The organism is Cellvibrio sp. (genome assembly GCF_046347455.1).
Lineage (GTDB): Bacteria > Pseudomonadota > Gammaproteobacteria > Pseudomonadales > Cellvibrionaceae > Cellvibrio.
Window position 1 is genome coordinate 104,443 of the sequence record NZ_JAXMGC010000005.1, and the last position, 14,077, is coordinate 118,519.

14 protein-coding genes are annotated in these 14,077 nt (G+C 46.2%); 1 reads left to right on the top strand and 13 read right to left on the bottom strand.

The window, feature by feature from the left end:
- Position 1: 1 nt before the first annotated feature.
- The 9 genes from U1F02_RS10685 to U1F02_RS10725 form a co-directional block, all read right to left on the bottom strand.
- Entirely contained in the window at positions 2–424 is a 423-nt protein-coding gene (locus tag U1F02_RS10685) for a DUF4124 domain-containing protein (protein WP_409990381.1), read from the bottom strand.
- A gap of 20 nt (positions 425–444) precedes the next feature.
- Positions 445–1,413 carry a threonine dehydratase gene (locus U1F02_RS10690; protein ID WP_409990382.1) on the bottom strand — a complete coding sequence of 323 codons (969 nt, stop codon included), beginning with the start codon at positions 1,411–1,413 and terminating at the stop codon, positions 445–447.
- 29 nt (positions 1,414–1,442) lie between these two features.
- Positions 1,443–1,664, bottom strand: coding sequence for a VF530 family DNA-binding protein (locus U1F02_RS10695; protein ID WP_409990383.1), 222 nt, complete (start codon positions 1,662–1,664; stop codon positions 1,443–1,445).
- 12 nt (positions 1,665–1,676) lie between these two features.
- Positions 1,677–2,237 (bottom strand): hypothetical protein, encoded by a 561-nt coding sequence (locus U1F02_RS10700; RefSeq protein ID WP_409990384.1) that lies wholly within the window; start codon positions 2,235–2,237, stop codon positions 1,677–1,679.
- Positions 2,238–2,376: 139 nt separating this feature from the next.
- Positions 2,377–3,552 carry a Bcr/CflA family efflux MFS transporter gene (locus U1F02_RS10705; RefSeq protein WP_409990385.1) on the bottom strand — a complete coding sequence of 392 codons (1,176 nt, stop codon included), beginning with the start codon at positions 3,550–3,552 and terminating at the stop codon, positions 2,377–2,379.
- Between the two features lie 124 nt (positions 3,553–3,676).
- Entirely contained in the window at positions 3,677–4,087 is a 411-nt protein-coding gene (locus tag U1F02_RS10710) for a group II truncated hemoglobin (RefSeq protein ID WP_409990386.1), read from the bottom strand.
- A 68-nt stretch (positions 4,088–4,155) separates the two neighbouring features.
- Positions 4,156–5,433, bottom strand: coding sequence for a phosphate regulon sensor histidine kinase PhoR (gene phoR / locus U1F02_RS10715; protein ID WP_409990387.1), 1,278 nt, complete (start codon positions 5,431–5,433; stop codon positions 4,156–4,158).
- A gap of 66 nt (positions 5,434–5,499) precedes the next feature.
- Positions 5,500–6,198 (bottom strand): phosphate regulon transcriptional regulator PhoB, encoded by a 699-nt coding sequence (phoB, locus tag U1F02_RS10720; protein ID WP_409990388.1) that lies wholly within the window; start codon positions 6,196–6,198, stop codon positions 5,500–5,502.
- A gap of 232 nt (positions 6,199–6,430) precedes the next feature.
- On the bottom strand, positions 6,431–8,098 hold the full coding sequence (locus tag U1F02_RS10725; protein WP_409990389.1) for a vWA domain-containing protein: 1,668 nt from the start codon (positions 8,096–8,098) through the stop codon (positions 6,431–6,433).
- A 287-nt stretch (positions 8,099–8,385) separates the two neighbouring features.
- Between U1F02_RS10725 and U1F02_RS10730 the strand changes: the two genes are divergently transcribed.
- Positions 8,386–10,962 (top strand): hypothetical protein, encoded by a 2,577-nt coding sequence (locus tag U1F02_RS10730; protein ID WP_409990390.1) that lies wholly within the window; start codon positions 8,386–8,388, stop codon positions 10,960–10,962.
- 4 nt (positions 10,963–10,966) lie between these two features.
- Here the strand turns inward: U1F02_RS10730 and U1F02_RS10735 are convergent, their stop codons facing one another.
- The 4 genes from U1F02_RS10735 to sugE all read right to left on the bottom strand — a co-directional run bounded on the left by U1F02_RS10735 (position 10,967) and on the right by sugE (position 14,039).
- The gene (locus U1F02_RS10735; protein ID WP_409990391.1) at positions 10,967–11,344 is read right to left on the bottom strand and encodes an MmcQ/YjbR family DNA-binding protein; all 378 of its coding nucleotides are present in this window, start codon (positions 11,342–11,344) and stop codon (positions 10,967–10,969) included.
- Between the two features lie 63 nt (positions 11,345–11,407).
- On the bottom strand, positions 11,408–12,292 hold the full coding sequence (locus U1F02_RS10740; RefSeq protein ID WP_409990392.1) for a DUF1080 domain-containing protein: 885 nt from the start codon (positions 12,290–12,292) through the stop codon (positions 11,408–11,410).
- Between the two features lie 79 nt (positions 12,293–12,371).
- Complete coding sequence (ubiA, locus tag U1F02_RS10745) at positions 12,372–13,253, bottom strand: 4-hydroxybenzoate octaprenyltransferase (protein ID WP_409990567.1); 882 nt, start codon at positions 13,251–13,253, stop codon at positions 12,372–12,374.
- A 465-nt stretch (positions 13,254–13,718) separates the two neighbouring features.
- The gene (gene sugE, locus U1F02_RS10750) at positions 13,719–14,039 is read right to left on the bottom strand and encodes a quaternary ammonium compound efflux SMR transporter SugE (RefSeq protein WP_409990393.1); all 321 of its coding nucleotides are present in this window, start codon (positions 14,037–14,039) and stop codon (positions 13,719–13,721) included.
- Positions 14,040–14,077 lie beyond the last annotated feature (38 nt).

Genomic DNA, 14,077 nt, shown 5'->3' on the forward strand with positions numbered 1-14,077 from the left:
CTTAGCAATTCGGTTTTTTAACATCCACACAATTCGTACAGCCGGAAACATTGTTGACACGCTTACCAAAATCATCTTTGGGTAAGCGGCAACGCGCATAACAAGCCACGCTATCTTCGTAAGCGCGTTTTTGTTGTTCGCAGCTACTTAATTTTTCGGCGTAATTGTCTTGAGTTACAGGTAACTGAGGCTGTTGATACGAGGGTGTATTGGTGGATTGGTAGCTTGGGCGAGTTTTAGTTTCGTCCATAGAGTTAACGGATTTAACTTCAATTACTGTACTTTTTTTTGCGTATTCTTTTGGAACTTCTTGTCCGAAATGCTTCTTACCGTCCTTATCTACCCATGTGTAGACCTCAGAATGGGCAAGATTCGAAACCATAATTAGCAAGAAAGTGGCGAAAGTTGTAATGAGCGCTCTCATATTTTCTCCCCAAATCGAACTTAAAATTTATCAGTTAAAATATTAGCGAAAAGCTCGCGGTCAATATTTCCACCCGTGAGCACCACGGCAATTTTGCGCCCACGATTTTGATGAGTTTCTTTAATTGCGGCCGCGAGAGCAGCTGCTCCCGCACCTTCACTTAGGTTGTGCGTACACTCAAACAGCATTCGTATGGCGTTGGCAACGTCTAAATCTGTTACCTCTAGAATGCGATCAACGTGTTGCAAAATGATTTCTAAGGCTTGCGCATTGGGCGTGCGACATGCCATGCCATCTGCCAACAGAGTTGTTGCTGGCGATTCTACTAATTGCTTTTTGGTAAATGATTCTGAGTAGGCGCGCGCGTGTGATGAGACCACACCAACGATCTCACATGTTAGGCCAAGCGCCTCGCGGGCCGCTAACATAGCAACTATTCCCGAGCCAAGACCAATAGGGACATAAACGGTATTTAGATTTGGAACTGCACGGAGTAGTTCCACGCAATAGGTTGCGACACCTCTAACTAGGAGAGGATGGAATGACTGCACCATATGCAGTGATTTTTCTTCCGCCAATTTTTCTGCGTATTCTTTTGCGGCTTGAAAGTCGTCCCCATGTTCAATAAGTTCAACACCTAGGGCGCGCATGGCATTATTTTTTTCTTTGCTATTTCCATGTGGAACCACAATGGTGGCGGGAATGCCGTAATGTTTTGCGGCTAGTCCGACAGACTGGCCGTGATTTCCCCTAGTTGCGGCTATAACTCCCTGTACCGATTGAGTTGAAGCGAGTTCGCTGAAATAAACCAAACCTCCCCTAACTTTAAATGCGCCTAGGGGGCTGTGGTTTTCATGTTTTGTCCAAACTTCTGCGCCTAGCTTTTCGCAAAGTAGTGGCCAGCAGTACTGAGGCGTTGGCGGCATGACGGAATAAACAATTTCGGCGGCCTGTTCAATTTCTTCTAAAGTGGCTAACACGTCATTCATCCAATTAAATTGTTAGTCATGTTATTGCGCTATAAGTTACTCAAAGTGTTGATATAGAGTTCTTCAACTTTGGTGCGTGCCCATGGTGTTTTTCGTAAAAATTTTAAACTGGATTTTACGCTCGGATCAGATTGAAAACAGCGGATATTGATACGCGCGCCCAACTCTTCCCAGCCGTAATGCTCAGCCAGTTGGATGACAATTTTTTCAAGCGTAATGCCGTGAAGTGGATTTTTGGGTTGTTCACTCATGATTTCGCTTCTTTAATTTTTGTTAACCGTTAATTGGGGCGATGCGGGTGCCGGGCAGTTATGTGCTTGGCCTATGCCTTTTAGATAAGCACGTCTAATACTGCCTGCCGTAATCGCCGATTTAACTGCGCTCGATTTGCGTTCTGCGCCTGATAATTTGCGCACCCAATTGCGAAAAGGAACAACCGATTCAGTTGTTTTGCGAATAGCGGAAACAGATTCTGATACTAGGTTTCGCTCCAGCAGCCCATCATCCTTTTTACTGACGGGTTTATCCAAGTCGGCGCCCAGCACCTCATCAAGTGCGTTAATGTCTTTTGCCAATACTTCGCAAGTCACGCTTTCAGGCGCAGCATAAGGATTTTTTTGGGCATTGCGCAATGCAGATGGGATTGCAGTTTGCACGAGATTAAGATCACTTAAAGGAGCGGTAACAGCATCGCCAATTTGATTGGGGAGATTTTCGTTTTTCTGAGCGGGCTTTTGTGTGCTACAGGCGCTTAGGCTTAACACTGCGCTGATGAACAACAAGCTTGTAAACAATAAGGATGGAGCGCAGAATATTTTTATCATTGGATTGCTCTTGGTAGGCGGAGATGTGAGTTGGTAGAGATGTGTAAATTCTAGCCGACCCTGTGCACTCCGACTATGGCCTGCAAACCAACTTGTGAATCTATTCCTATTGATGCAGCAATTTACTAAAAGGGATCATTCAAAATAGCTTTTGAGATTGTCTCATCCACAGTTGGCATAATGCTATTCCCGCTACACCACCAAACATCAGCAGGGTGAAAGGTACGGGAGTGCCGGTAAAGGTTAGTGCAAGCACCGGCCCTGCTAAAGCGCCACAACCATAACGCAAGGTGCCTGTAACAGCGCTTGCCGTACCGGAGTGATCGGGAAATTTGAGCAAGATCATTGCATCCGTATTGGTGCTAATCATGGTTAAACAACCCATCAAAGGCGCGAGTGTTGCAATGGTTAATATTAGCCCAAGTTCTAACAGGTTAACCGCACAGAGCAATATAGAAAATACTATGGCCGTCATAAGCGCCATACGCACCATATGCGGTGAACCATAGCGTGTTACATAACGGCTGTTAATGAAATTGGATGTCATGAGCAATACAATATTGATGGCAAACAGCAAACTAAATAGCTGTTCACTCGTGCCATAATATTTTATGTACACGAAAGGAATTGCTGTGAGGTAGCAAAAAAAGCTAAACGATGAAAACATAATAGTTGCAATGAGCGGGCGAACTTCTCGCATCGCAAAAACCGTTTTATAACCCGAAAAAAAATTAATGTTTGACGAGCTACTTGAGCGTGGTGGTTCGGGTAGAAATTTCCAAATAAAAAATAGCAGTATGGCTGCGTAAGCGAAAATACTTAGAAATATAAAATGCCACTGCGTGAAATATAAAATGCCACTGCCGATGGTAGGTGCTAACAAAGGCGCGAGCATCATAATTAACGACATGTAGGACATGCCTTTTGCCGTATGCTCTTGGTAAAGGTGGCGAACAATTCCCGGCACGATTACCGTTGCCGCCGCTCCACAGAATGCTTGCACGGCGCGCGCTATTAAAAAGCTTTCGATGCTATTGCTGAAGGTGAGAAATAAACTTGCCAGTGCAAACCCAGATACACCAAATAATGCCAGAGGCCTGCGCCCCCACTTGTCGGCAAGTGGGCCGAAAATCAGCATGCCTGCGCCATAGGCCGCGAGAAAAATGCTCAGGGATTGTTGTACTGTACCAATATGGCTTTGCAAGTCATGCGCGATTATCGGCATGGCAGGCAAATACATATCGACTGCGAAAGGTGTAATGGCAACGGTGGCGGCTAATAGGATAATGAGCCAAATGGACGCAGGCTTAGACATGAAGGTTTCCTCTGAACACTTATACTAGCCCGATAAACCTGAGGGAGTGTGCAAAAAACTTGTTTTTAATGCACCAATTAACTGATCTAACAGAAATGGGAGGCATATAAGCTGGAGTGTCTAACTACGATTTTTTGGCGACAGCAAAAATGCGCTCGGCGGGAATACGCAATTGCGCCAATAAATAGTCACCAAATTCTGGGGCATAATTTTGCAAGGCAATTGCACGCTGCATACATAGTAACCATGCGTCGCGTTCCGCTTCATGAACAACCAAATGCGAATGATCGCGTGGAATATTAATGCTGCCGTATTTATCGTGATACAGCTTTGGCCCGCCCATCCAGCCGCACAAAAACAGTGTTAGTTTATCGCGGGATTCAGTTAAATCTTGCTTGTGCATTGCGCGTATAACAACCGCTTCTGGCAACTCATCCATAAAGCGATAAAAGTCATCCACCAATTTACGGATTCCCGCTTTCTCTCCAGCAGCTTTAAAGGAATTGTCTGAGAATCCGTAAAGGGGGGTAGTCATGAAATGCTCCAAACAACAAGGATGAAAAATTCATCTGCTAAATTGGAGATTATAACGGCATTGGATGCTTAATGGTTATTAAGCGGCAATACGCACGTAAATGTACTGCCCTTGCCCACTTCGCTGGAGATTTTTAATTCGCCATCGTGGCGCAGCAGAACGTGTTTAACGATAGCCAAGCCCAAGCCTGTGCCACCGGTAGCGCTGTTGCGGCTTGCGTCAACACGGTAAAAGCGTTCAGTTAATCGTGGCAAATGTTTGCTATCGATTCCGGGGCCGTTATCGGTGACTGAAAAATAAATGTGGTTCGCATCTTTCCACAAACGCAAATCAATTTGTCCGTGTTCCGGTGTGTATTTCACCGCGTTAATAGCAAGATTTGAAAAGGCGCTGTGAATTTCTTTTTCGTTAGCGAGAATTTTAATCGGCTCTTGGCATTCTAGGCGAATCGTTTGATGCTTTTCGTTTCCTAAAGCATCAGCTTCGTTTTTAATGGATATTAACAGCGGCTCCAACTCCAGTTCTTTTTGGTTGTGGCCTGCTTCTGTTGTCTCTAATTTTGACAAAACTAGTAAATCGTTAATCAGTAAAGACATTCGTTTTCCTTGCTGCATAATTTGTTGCAAGGGTTTGTCCCATGAGGGGGTCTTATTGTTGTCGGCGATTGTTTCTATATAGCCGTTAATAACGGTAAGCGGTGTGCGCAATTCATGCGATACGTTAGCTACAAAGTCTTGACGCATTTGTTCAAGGTTGTGGACTTGGGTGATATCGCGAATAACAATCAAACGCTCTTGTTGGCCGAAGCGCGTGATTTGAATTTGCAGTTGCTTACTGGCCTGCCTTGGAGAAGGTAAATCTAAAGGTTCCGCGTAATCGCCGCTTTCAAAATAGTGAACGAACTTTGGATCGCGAATAAAATTAATAACTGAAAGACCTTGATCTTTAGTGCGAAAGCCAATCATGCGTTGCGCAGCCGGATTCCAAAAATCTAAATGGCCGCGCCAATCCAAAATAATAATGCCGTCTTTTAATGCAGACGTAATTTCCTGAATGCGTTTGATCACCGCCTGCAAATTTTCTTTTTCAATTTGCTGTTGGCGTTGCAGGTTGTACATGTTGTCAAAAATTTCGCCCCACAATCCGCTAGATTCTGGCGGTGCATCCGTGCCTTTAATGAGCCATTTGTTAAGGCGATACATTTGGTAAAACAGCCACGCGACGTAGAGGCTCAAACCGGTGAAGAGCAGCCACCATTGCAATCCAAAGAGCACGCCGTAACCAACGCAAATCACAAAAATAATGAGCAGGCGACGCAACTCAATCTTAAAACCGGTTAAAAACAAAAGGTGGCCTCGCGAGTGTAGAGCAAAAAGCAGCCGAGGCTGCTTTAGTGAAGATGCATATTATGCTTAAGCTTCTATTTTAGTCGAAAACCTATAGCCTGTGCCGCGCACGGTTTGTACTAAATCTTCATGGCCATCAATGCTCAGGGCTTTGCGCAGACGGCGAATATGAACATCCACCGTGCGCTCTTCCACATACACATTGCCGCCCCACACATGATCCAGCAATTGGCCACGGGTATAGGCGCGCTCTTGATGGGTGAGGAAAAACTCCAGCAGGCGATATTCCGTTGGGCCCATATCCAGTGATTGATCGTTAATCGTCACGCGGTGGCTAGAGGGGTCAAGACATAAACCCTGAACAACAATCGGCTGGCCGGAAATTTTAGGATCGGCGCGGCGCAATACCGCTTTCAGGCGAGCAACCAATTCGCGCGGTGAAAAAGGTTTAGTGATGTAATCATCCGCACCCACTTCCAATCCTTGAATCTTGTTATCTTCTTCGCCTTTGGCGGTTAGCATAATAATTGGTATATCGGCGGTCACTTCATCGCGCTTCAAGCGGCGCGCTAGTTCAATGCCACTGGTACCGGGCATCATCCAATCCAGCAAAATCAAATCCGGCTTTTCATCCACGATCAGCGCATGGGCATCCTGCGCATTACTGGCTTCAATACAATCGTACTCCGCCATTTCCAGCGCTACGCGCAACATATCGCGAATAGCGGATTCATCATCAACGATTAAGATTTTGCGACCGGTCATAAATTTCTGCTCTGAAAGGCTCACGGGTTTGTGAAACTATTGTTGCAGCCTATTTAATAAAGAGTTTGTTACACATTCGTGACACTTGCACTGAATTTTACGATGGCGTGCAGTTTTGGTTAATTTGGTAGCAAAACTACACATTTTGTAGGGGGGATTTAGCGGCAGACCCGGCCTTGTAGATCAGCCAGTTCTGCTTTTTGGCTAAGAAAAAATGAAATTACAAAGCTTATTACGGTGCTTTTACTTCAGGTTTTTGCTTCGGTGCTAATTCCTTCGCCGTCCTCATTAAGCGCACAAACTCCGCCCGGTAACCACCCTCATCCGCGCCCGCGCCGGATTTGGCCAAGGCAATAAGCTGGTCAAAGCCGTAGTTGTTCATGTAACTGCTGTCTTTTAACAGCTGACCGAAACCGGCGACGCTGGCGGCAAAGCGGAAGTCTTCGCTGGTTTGATCCAAACTGGTTTTGTTGTTGGTGATCATCAAAGGTTCTTCCAGCAGGATGCTCTTATCTGTATCAGGCTTTTTGTAGCGAATGCGCAAAAAGCCGAATTCGTTGTTTTTCGCCGCTTTAGCGTCCGCCGCTTTTTCGTAGCGGTGTGGATCAATCAAGGTGGGTTTGCCCACGGGCGTTAGCTCGTAAATGGCAGTAACGGTTTTGCCTGCGCCAATTTCACCGGCATCGACTTTGTCGTTATTGAAATCCTGCTCGTTGAGCGCGCGGTTTTCGTAACCAATCAAACGATACTCGGCGATGTACGCGGGGTTGAACTCGATTTGCACTTTCACATCTGCCGCGACTGTATTGAAGGTGGACGCCATCTCCTCAATCAGCACTTTGCGGCCTTCGTCGGCAGAATCTATGTAGGCGTAGTTTCCGTTACCTACATCCGCCACTTGCTCCATCAAATACTCGTTGTAGTTGCCTTGGCCGAAGCCCAAGGTGGTGAGTGAAATACCCGTTTTTCGCTCGGCGGCCACCATGTCTTTGAGTTGATCGATATTGCTCAGTCCCACGTTAAAGTCGCCGTCGGTCGCCATCAAAATACGGTTGATGCCGTTGGGAATGTAGCTGCGGCGCGCCATTTGGTAAGCGAGTTTCATGGCCGATTCGCCCGCCGTTGAACCTGCGGCGACGAGTTTATCAATGGCGGCGAGGATTTTGTCGTGCTCGTTACCGGGCGTAGGTTCAAGCTCCACTTGGGTTCTGCCCGCGTAAACCACCAGCGAAATACGGTCTTGTGCGCGCAGTTTAGGTACCAGCATCTTCAGCGTATTTTTTACCAGCGGCAGCTTATCAGGCGATTCCATAGAGCCCGATACATCCACCAAAAACACCAAATTCGAGGGCGGCAGTTCGGTGGCTTTTACATCTAGGGCTTGAATTCTCACCCGCAACAGCTGGTGTTCGGGATTCCAAGGCGCTGGAGCCACTTCGGTATCCACACCAAAAGGATGCTCGCCTTTTTTGGTCAGCTTGGCGTAGGGGAAATAGTTGATGAGCTCCTCAATGCGCACCGCATCTTTGGGTGGCAACTGGCCTTGGTTGAGGAAGCGGCGAACATTGGCGTAAGCGCCGGTGTCGACATCGATACTGAAAGTAGAAACCGGTTCTTTGGCTGTGACTTTAATGGGGCTTTCGTCTTTGTGTTGATAGTTTTCGGTGTTGGGTGGTGGTGCCATAACTGAGGGCATAGCAACAGGAGCAGGGGCAATCATTTTTGCCGCTTCCATTCTTACATCACGCATGGCGTGGGGTGATGCTCTCATGCCCGTCACAACTAAATGTTCGGAGGGGGATGGGGAGGCTACCTTTTTCTTGTCGCTGCTGGAGCACGAAATACTGCATGCCGCCCAAACGATTGGAATTGCCAAAAGTACTACACGCTGCATTTTCATCGAAGTTTTCCTTGTTTAACGCGAATGATGAGCGGCATTGGCTTACACACCTTCTCTACGCCGAGCTGCTCGGTTGCTTTCCATTAACATAGCCAAGCTTAACTGGCTGGCAGCTGAATAAATGGTGCTGGGCAATAGTTTTTTGAAATCTATAGATCGTCTTGGGCTATTTCGGCATCACCTTAAACTTGCCGAATTCAAACAATAGAGCCAGCTAGAGCCTGATGCTACACTTAAGCAGTATTTGAATATTGGCTCTGAAAATAAATTAAAAATGGATTTCCCATATGATGTCATCGATAAAAATATATATTCGTTTTTTTATTTGTCTAATCTCAACTTTAGCTTGTTGTGCTACCGCAGATAGACCTCCTGAGCCGCCCCTCAACCCACACACTTATTATTCACCCAACAAACAATTTGCCTTAAAAGTTGTGCCTTCGGATCGACAAGGTTTTGGCCGCGCTGATTATCTCCTAACGCAAAATGGCATCCCCGTACTGCATCGAGAATTTCCTTTTACTCTTGCTAAAGCTGCTATTAGTGACAAGGGAGATATTGCTGGTTATTCCTATTCTTCGCCCAATAAAGATGACAAATCGCAAATGCACCTATGGTTGTTGAGCGCGCAGGGAAAAATAAAGCTTGATAAGTCTTTCGATCAACACTATGGCGGCCTTGACGGCCCTCGGTTACCTTTGACACGAGATGTGTTCATTCACCAGTTCAATCAAGCCGCCACTTTCGCTGTTTACGATAATGGAAGTAATCCACAATGGATATCCTACTCATTAGCGAACGGTCAAGAAATTTCTACCATAGTAACGTCGTTTGAAACTTATAGAGATAGAATCAAAAAAATAGTGACATCAGATGTTAATCCGTACAGCTTAATTTCAATTTCTCACAGGATTGGAAAGGATGATGATTGGCATTCCAATGAAGAATTTTGTTTGCTAGATAAGGTGTGGGAGAAGAAAGATTGCAAAATCTATCCCGATGAATTTTCTAAAGCAACATCACCAATACGTGATAATCAATATAATGCGGTTATTAACAACGATCAATATATGGGTTTTACTGAAGATAATAAATTGTGGGTGACTAGTTTCAACAAGCTCACCCAAGATTTTTTTGCAATTCGGTATTCGTTATTAAATCATCAAACTACCTTAGAGCAACTTGACTCAAAACCTATCACGACAAATGCCAAGGTTGAACCAACATTAAAACCAGTAAAGCAACTGACTGCTTTAGCAGATCGCGCCGTACCAAAAAGTATTCTAAACGGTAAAGAACTATTTACCGCTATTGATATGGCTTTTGATGATGTTAATCAGAAAGCCGTTATATCGCGAAAAGATGGTGCGTACTATTTTGAACGATACGATGACAGCAATAAAAAAACATTTTCCACAGCGTTGAAAATTAATGGCGAAGGTTTTACCAAGCAGGATTTTATTTATTATAAAAATAATCAGTGGCTTTTGCTTCTTTCTCGCTATGATGAACAGTCTAGGTTAGTGCTGCTATCCAATAAAGGCAATCTTATTAGAGAGATCAAAATAGATGCCCCAGGTGCTGTTCATATTGCAAAAAGCAAAAAAAATACAATATATATTTTGACTAGCAAATCGAATCAAGGTGCATCGCTCGTGGAGTTTAACATTGAAACTGGCGATACGATATTTAGAAAAAATTTAAAAAATTATTATGATGATGGAATTGTGATTACCAATGATCAGAAGGTTGCAATTCTCGGGAAGAATGGTGCTATAGATTTTTATTCTCTGTTTGGCGAATACCTGCAAAGTGTTGATGTGGCAAAAATGGCAGGTATTAAGGATGCTTATGTTAAAGATATTCAAGCAGATTTGCAGGGTTTAATCTATGTTTTTGATTTTTCATCACATCAATTAATTTCCTTTAGTGGTAATAAGCTGCACTCGAAATCCAATATTTTACGAGGTGATGGAAAGCAGATAGAAAATATCTATTTTATGAAGTTTGATGTGAAGAATAATCTATGGGTTAGTAGTGAAAATGGGTCGTTTATTCATATTAATGGGTCAGGTAAAGAAGAAGGGAGAATTCAAAAAGCTGATGCGACTCAACCTAGCAATATAAATTGGATGTATGTAGACAAAGAAGAGAATATTTTTATTTTTGACAATAGCCAATATTTGTTATCGAGAATAGATAAAAATGGAGTAGTAAAAAATATTTATCAATCGCCTGCTAAAGATCAAATATTTCTAACAAGTATAGCTAGGGTTAGCTGGAAAACTCAAAATGGCTTTCTTATTAAAGAGGGTGGTAGGTATGTGCACATAAATGAAAATGGAAAGCAATTGGCTGATTTTTCTGTGACGTGTGATAACCGGTGCACAGATATTATCCCCTTTGTGCGATCTGGCGATTATTGGAGAGTGAAATATACAGAAGTTGATCTGGTGTCTGAAATAAGAAATGTGCAGGATATAAATATTCAAAAAGATAAAGACGAAAATTGGTTGGAGTTAATTCACAGAATCAGTCAGAATGAAAATGATTGGCTGTCAGTTTCGTCTGCTCAAAAACTAATAGCAATTGACCCGTCCGGAAAAATTCAGGCGACCTTTCCGCTGGATGATTATTTCATTGCGTGGGCTCAGGTTAGTGGCAACTTTGTATATGTTACTACCCATAAAAATGATTTGATAAATGTGTATAACTTAAACGGTACCTTGGTTGCGTCTGCAAAAACGCAAAATACTAAATTCAATCATTCTGTCTCGCCAGTGTTATACGCCAGTGGGGCTAATAAAAAATTATATGCGTTAAGTGAGAATGCTATTAAGGTTTATTCGCTACTAGAAAAATAAATGGTTATTTCAACCACCCCAACCGCTCATAGACAATCCGCAGCCTCTGCTTGGTGGCCTTGGGCAGTTTGCTCACAATCAGGTCGTAAGAATGGTCGATTTGGCGATGGATTTCGCTCAGGGGTAAATCACCCGTTAAATCCAGTGTGTTCCAGTGCTTCTTGTTCATGTGATATCCGGGCGTTATTTCTCGGAACACGGTGCGGAGTTCTTGGGCATGGATGGGGTCGCATTTGAGGTTGATGCGGCCTTCAACGGCGATCGCAAAAATCTTGCCTTCAATGCGATAAACCGCAGCTTCAGGCCCAAAGGGATAATCGAGCGTGGCTTCAGGGAGGTTGGTCAAATAGGTGTGGAGCGGAGTGGTAAATGCTTTGGTCATGACAAGTTCCTCATGTATCCGCATTGAACCTCCAGGCTGAGGACCGGGAGGCTAAGTAGAACTTTAATTGAAGTACTGCTGATATTGAGCCGGAATCCCCTTAATCGGTTTGATCTTCACGCCTTTGAAAAAGGCTTCGCCCGCTTCGCTTTGCAGCAGGATTTTGCCTTTAGTCAGGGGGATGACTTTGCCATCTTTGGTGTAGCGCGAGTTGCTCAGCGCCATAACCACCTGCCCGTTCACGATGTGCAAACTCTTGTCGCCAAAGGTGATGAGTTCCAGCGTGTTCCATTCGCCTTTTGGTTTTTCGGCGTCTTTACCGCGCATACAGGTAATGCCAGCTCCGCCTGGGCCGTAGCTGATGAGAGGTGCTTTAGGGTTGTAAACAGGTACTTCTTGATTGCCGGTTTTCGCGCAGCGGATATCAATTTGCGAACCGGCGATTTGCCACCAGTCGCCCGTGTTGTGCTCCATGATCTGGAACTCTTGCGAGAGCGCCCAGGCTTTCCAGTAATCCACGCCGTGATCGCCGTTAACGTGGTAGAGAATGCCGGTGTCCAACGCTTCGGTCAGGCGTGGAGGCCATTTTTGGCTGCCCCATTTGAATTGCACCACCAAGTGGTAGTTTTCAAAATCCTGCTTGGTGTGCACGCTGCCGTAAATTTCGCCGGTCACATGGAGCACGGGTTCGCCATTCACCATCGCAGTGGTGAACACGCCGCGCTCGTCTTTATCGAAACCGACCGCGTGGGTGTAGTTGCCTTTTTCATCTTTGGGGATGCCGGTGACGGGCGTTTCTGGCCTTGGAATGCCCAAATAAGTACGCCATTGGCTCATGTCTTTATCGAACAGATAAGTCCAGCCATCGTTGGCGGGTTTGGCGAAAGTGCTTGCGCTCAAACCGAGAGCGATGAGGGCGAGCGCGGTATTACGGATTTTTTTTATCATGGAGAGACTGCCTTTTAGAATGGAATGCGCGGCGATTCTACAGGCAATGACAGCGCTAACACAGCTTTTAAACGGTCCTTTACTTGATCGCCAAATCCACCGCGATTCCCACAAAAATAGCGGCGCCAACCCAGTTGTTGTTGAGGAAGGCTTTGAAACAGGCGGTGCGTTCGCGGAAGCGAATCATCCATTGTTGGTAAACGAACAAGCCGCTCGCGGTTACAAGGCTCAGGTAAAACACCCAACCCAAGGCGTAGGCTTTACCGACCAGCACCAAGGCGTAAATCACCAGGGCTTGCAGGGCACCGGTGATGATTCGATCCTGTTCGCCAAACAAAATAGCGGTGGATTTCACGCCGATTTTCAAATCGTCATCCCGGTCAACCATGGCGTAAAAGGTGTCGTAGACGACTGTCCAGAGCACAACGGCGAGGTAAATCAGCCACATGTTTTTATCCAGCGCGCCAGTTTCCGCCGCGTAAGCCATGGGGATTCCCCACGCGAAAGCAGCCCCCAAAACGACCTGTGGCAAGTGGGTATGGCGCTTCATAAAGGGGTAGCTGAAGGCCAGCAATAAACCGCCCACGGACAACTTAATCGTGAGCCAGTCGGTCATGAGCACCAATCCAAAAGCCGCAAGGCACAAGCTGACGAAGAGGATAATGGCCTCGCGGCTGGTCACTGCGCCTGTCGCAAGCGGGCGGCCTTGGGTGCGCTGGACTTTGCCGTCAATCTTGCGGTCTGCAAAATCATTGATCACGCAGCCGGCCGAGCGCATCACCACCACACCTAGGCAGAAAATCACCAAATTCTTGAGTGACGGAACTCCCTTCGCCGCCAACCATAAGGCCCATAAGGTTGGCCAAAGCAGTAGCAATATGCCGATGGGTTTATCCAAACGCATCAGCTGCAAGAAATGCGGCAGGCGCTTGCTAAATGTGGTGCTAGAAGGCTTGCGGATTTTGGCTTTGGGCACAGACTTCTGTGGAGCTGGAGCTGGAGCTGGAGCTGGAGCTGGAGCTGGAGCTGGAGCTGAGGTTTGCGTTTCGGTTTTCACGGCTTTTGGTTGAACTGGTTTGGCGGCGGGCTTTTTAGCCGTTGGCGATGCACCCTCCGCAGTTTTACTCACCGCTGGTTTTTCGACCGGCTTAGCACTTGGTTTTGATGGCGCGGATGCTGGCTTTTTGGCGGCGACCTTTGCTGGAACAGGGGCAGGTTTTGCGACAGGTGCAGGCGCTCCGGCAGTCTTGGTTTCTGTGGCCGTTACGACTTCTCCCGAGGGAGCTTTCGTTGGCTTTTTCGGCGCAGCAGCCTTTTTGGGCAAGGCTTTAGCCGCAGGCGCAGCGGGCTTTTCCGCGCTGGAATCGATGGTGGGTTTTTCGTCTGTCATAAAACGGCACCTTAGCGCGCCAGCGCGGCAAAATCGTCAGGCGGAGGTTGTTAGCTTCAAACCCACCACGCCCGCAAGAATTAAACTAATGCTGAACAACCGGCCGAAGGTGGCGGGTTCGTTGAGGATAAACACGCCCAATATCGCGGTGCCCACAACGCCTATGCCCATCCATACCGCGTAAGCTGTGCTTACCGGCAGGCCCTTCATGGCAACACCTAGCAAGGCAAGGCTCACCAACATGGCGGTCACGGTAATTGCCGTGGGCCAGACGCGTGTAAAACCTTCGGTATATTTCAGGCCCACTGCCCATACTACTTCGAGCAAGCCTGCCAGTATCAATAGAACCCAACTCATAAACACCCCTTTTACGGCAAGGGGTCGTCCCCGAATCA

What these genes read in the sequence shown, in the direction of transcription:
- U1F02_RS10685 (WP_409990381.1), bottom strand. Translation starts at nt 424, where the DNA reads ATGAGAGCGCTCATTACAACTTTCGCCACTTTCTTGCTAATTATGGTT.
- U1F02_RS10690 (WP_409990382.1), bottom strand. Translation starts at nt 1,413, where the DNA reads ATGAATGACGTGTTAGCCACTTTAGAAGAAATTGAACAGGCCGCCGAA.
- U1F02_RS10695 (WP_409990383.1), bottom strand. Translation starts at nt 1,664, where the DNA reads ATGAGTGAACAACCCAAAAATCCACTTCACGGCATTACGCTTGAAAAA.
- U1F02_RS10700 (WP_409990384.1), bottom strand. Translation starts at nt 2,237, where the DNA reads ATGATAAAAATATTCTGCGCTCCATCCTTATTGTTTACAAGCTTGTTG.
- U1F02_RS10705 (WP_409990385.1), bottom strand. Translation starts at nt 3,552, where the DNA reads ATGTCTAAGCCTGCGTCCATTTGGCTCATTATCCTATTAGCCGCCACC.
- U1F02_RS10710 (WP_409990386.1), bottom strand. Translation starts at nt 4,087, where the DNA reads ATGACTACCCCCCTTTACGGATTCTCAGACAATTCCTTTAAAGCTGCT.
- phoB (WP_409990388.1), bottom strand. Translation starts at nt 6,198, where the DNA reads ATGACCGGTCGCAAAATCTTAATCGTTGATGATGAATCCGCTATTCGC.
- U1F02_RS10725 (WP_409990389.1), bottom strand. Translation starts at nt 8,098, where the DNA reads ATGAAAATGCAGCGTGTAGTACTTTTGGCAATTCCAATCGTTTGGGCG.
- U1F02_RS10730 (WP_409990390.1), top strand. Translation starts at nt 8,386, where the DNA reads ATGATGTCATCGATAAAAATATATATTCGTTTTTTTATTTGTCTAATC.
- U1F02_RS10735 (WP_409990391.1), bottom strand. Translation starts at nt 11,344, where the DNA reads ATGACCAAAGCATTTACCACTCCGCTCCACACCTATTTGACCAACCTC.
- U1F02_RS10740 (WP_409990392.1), bottom strand. Translation starts at nt 12,292, where the DNA reads ATGATAAAAAAAATCCGTAATACCGCGCTCGCCCTCATCGCTCTCGGT.
- sugE (WP_409990393.1), bottom strand. Translation starts at nt 14,039, where the DNA reads ATGAGTTGGGTTCTATTGATACTGGCAGGCTTGCTCGAAGTAGTATGG.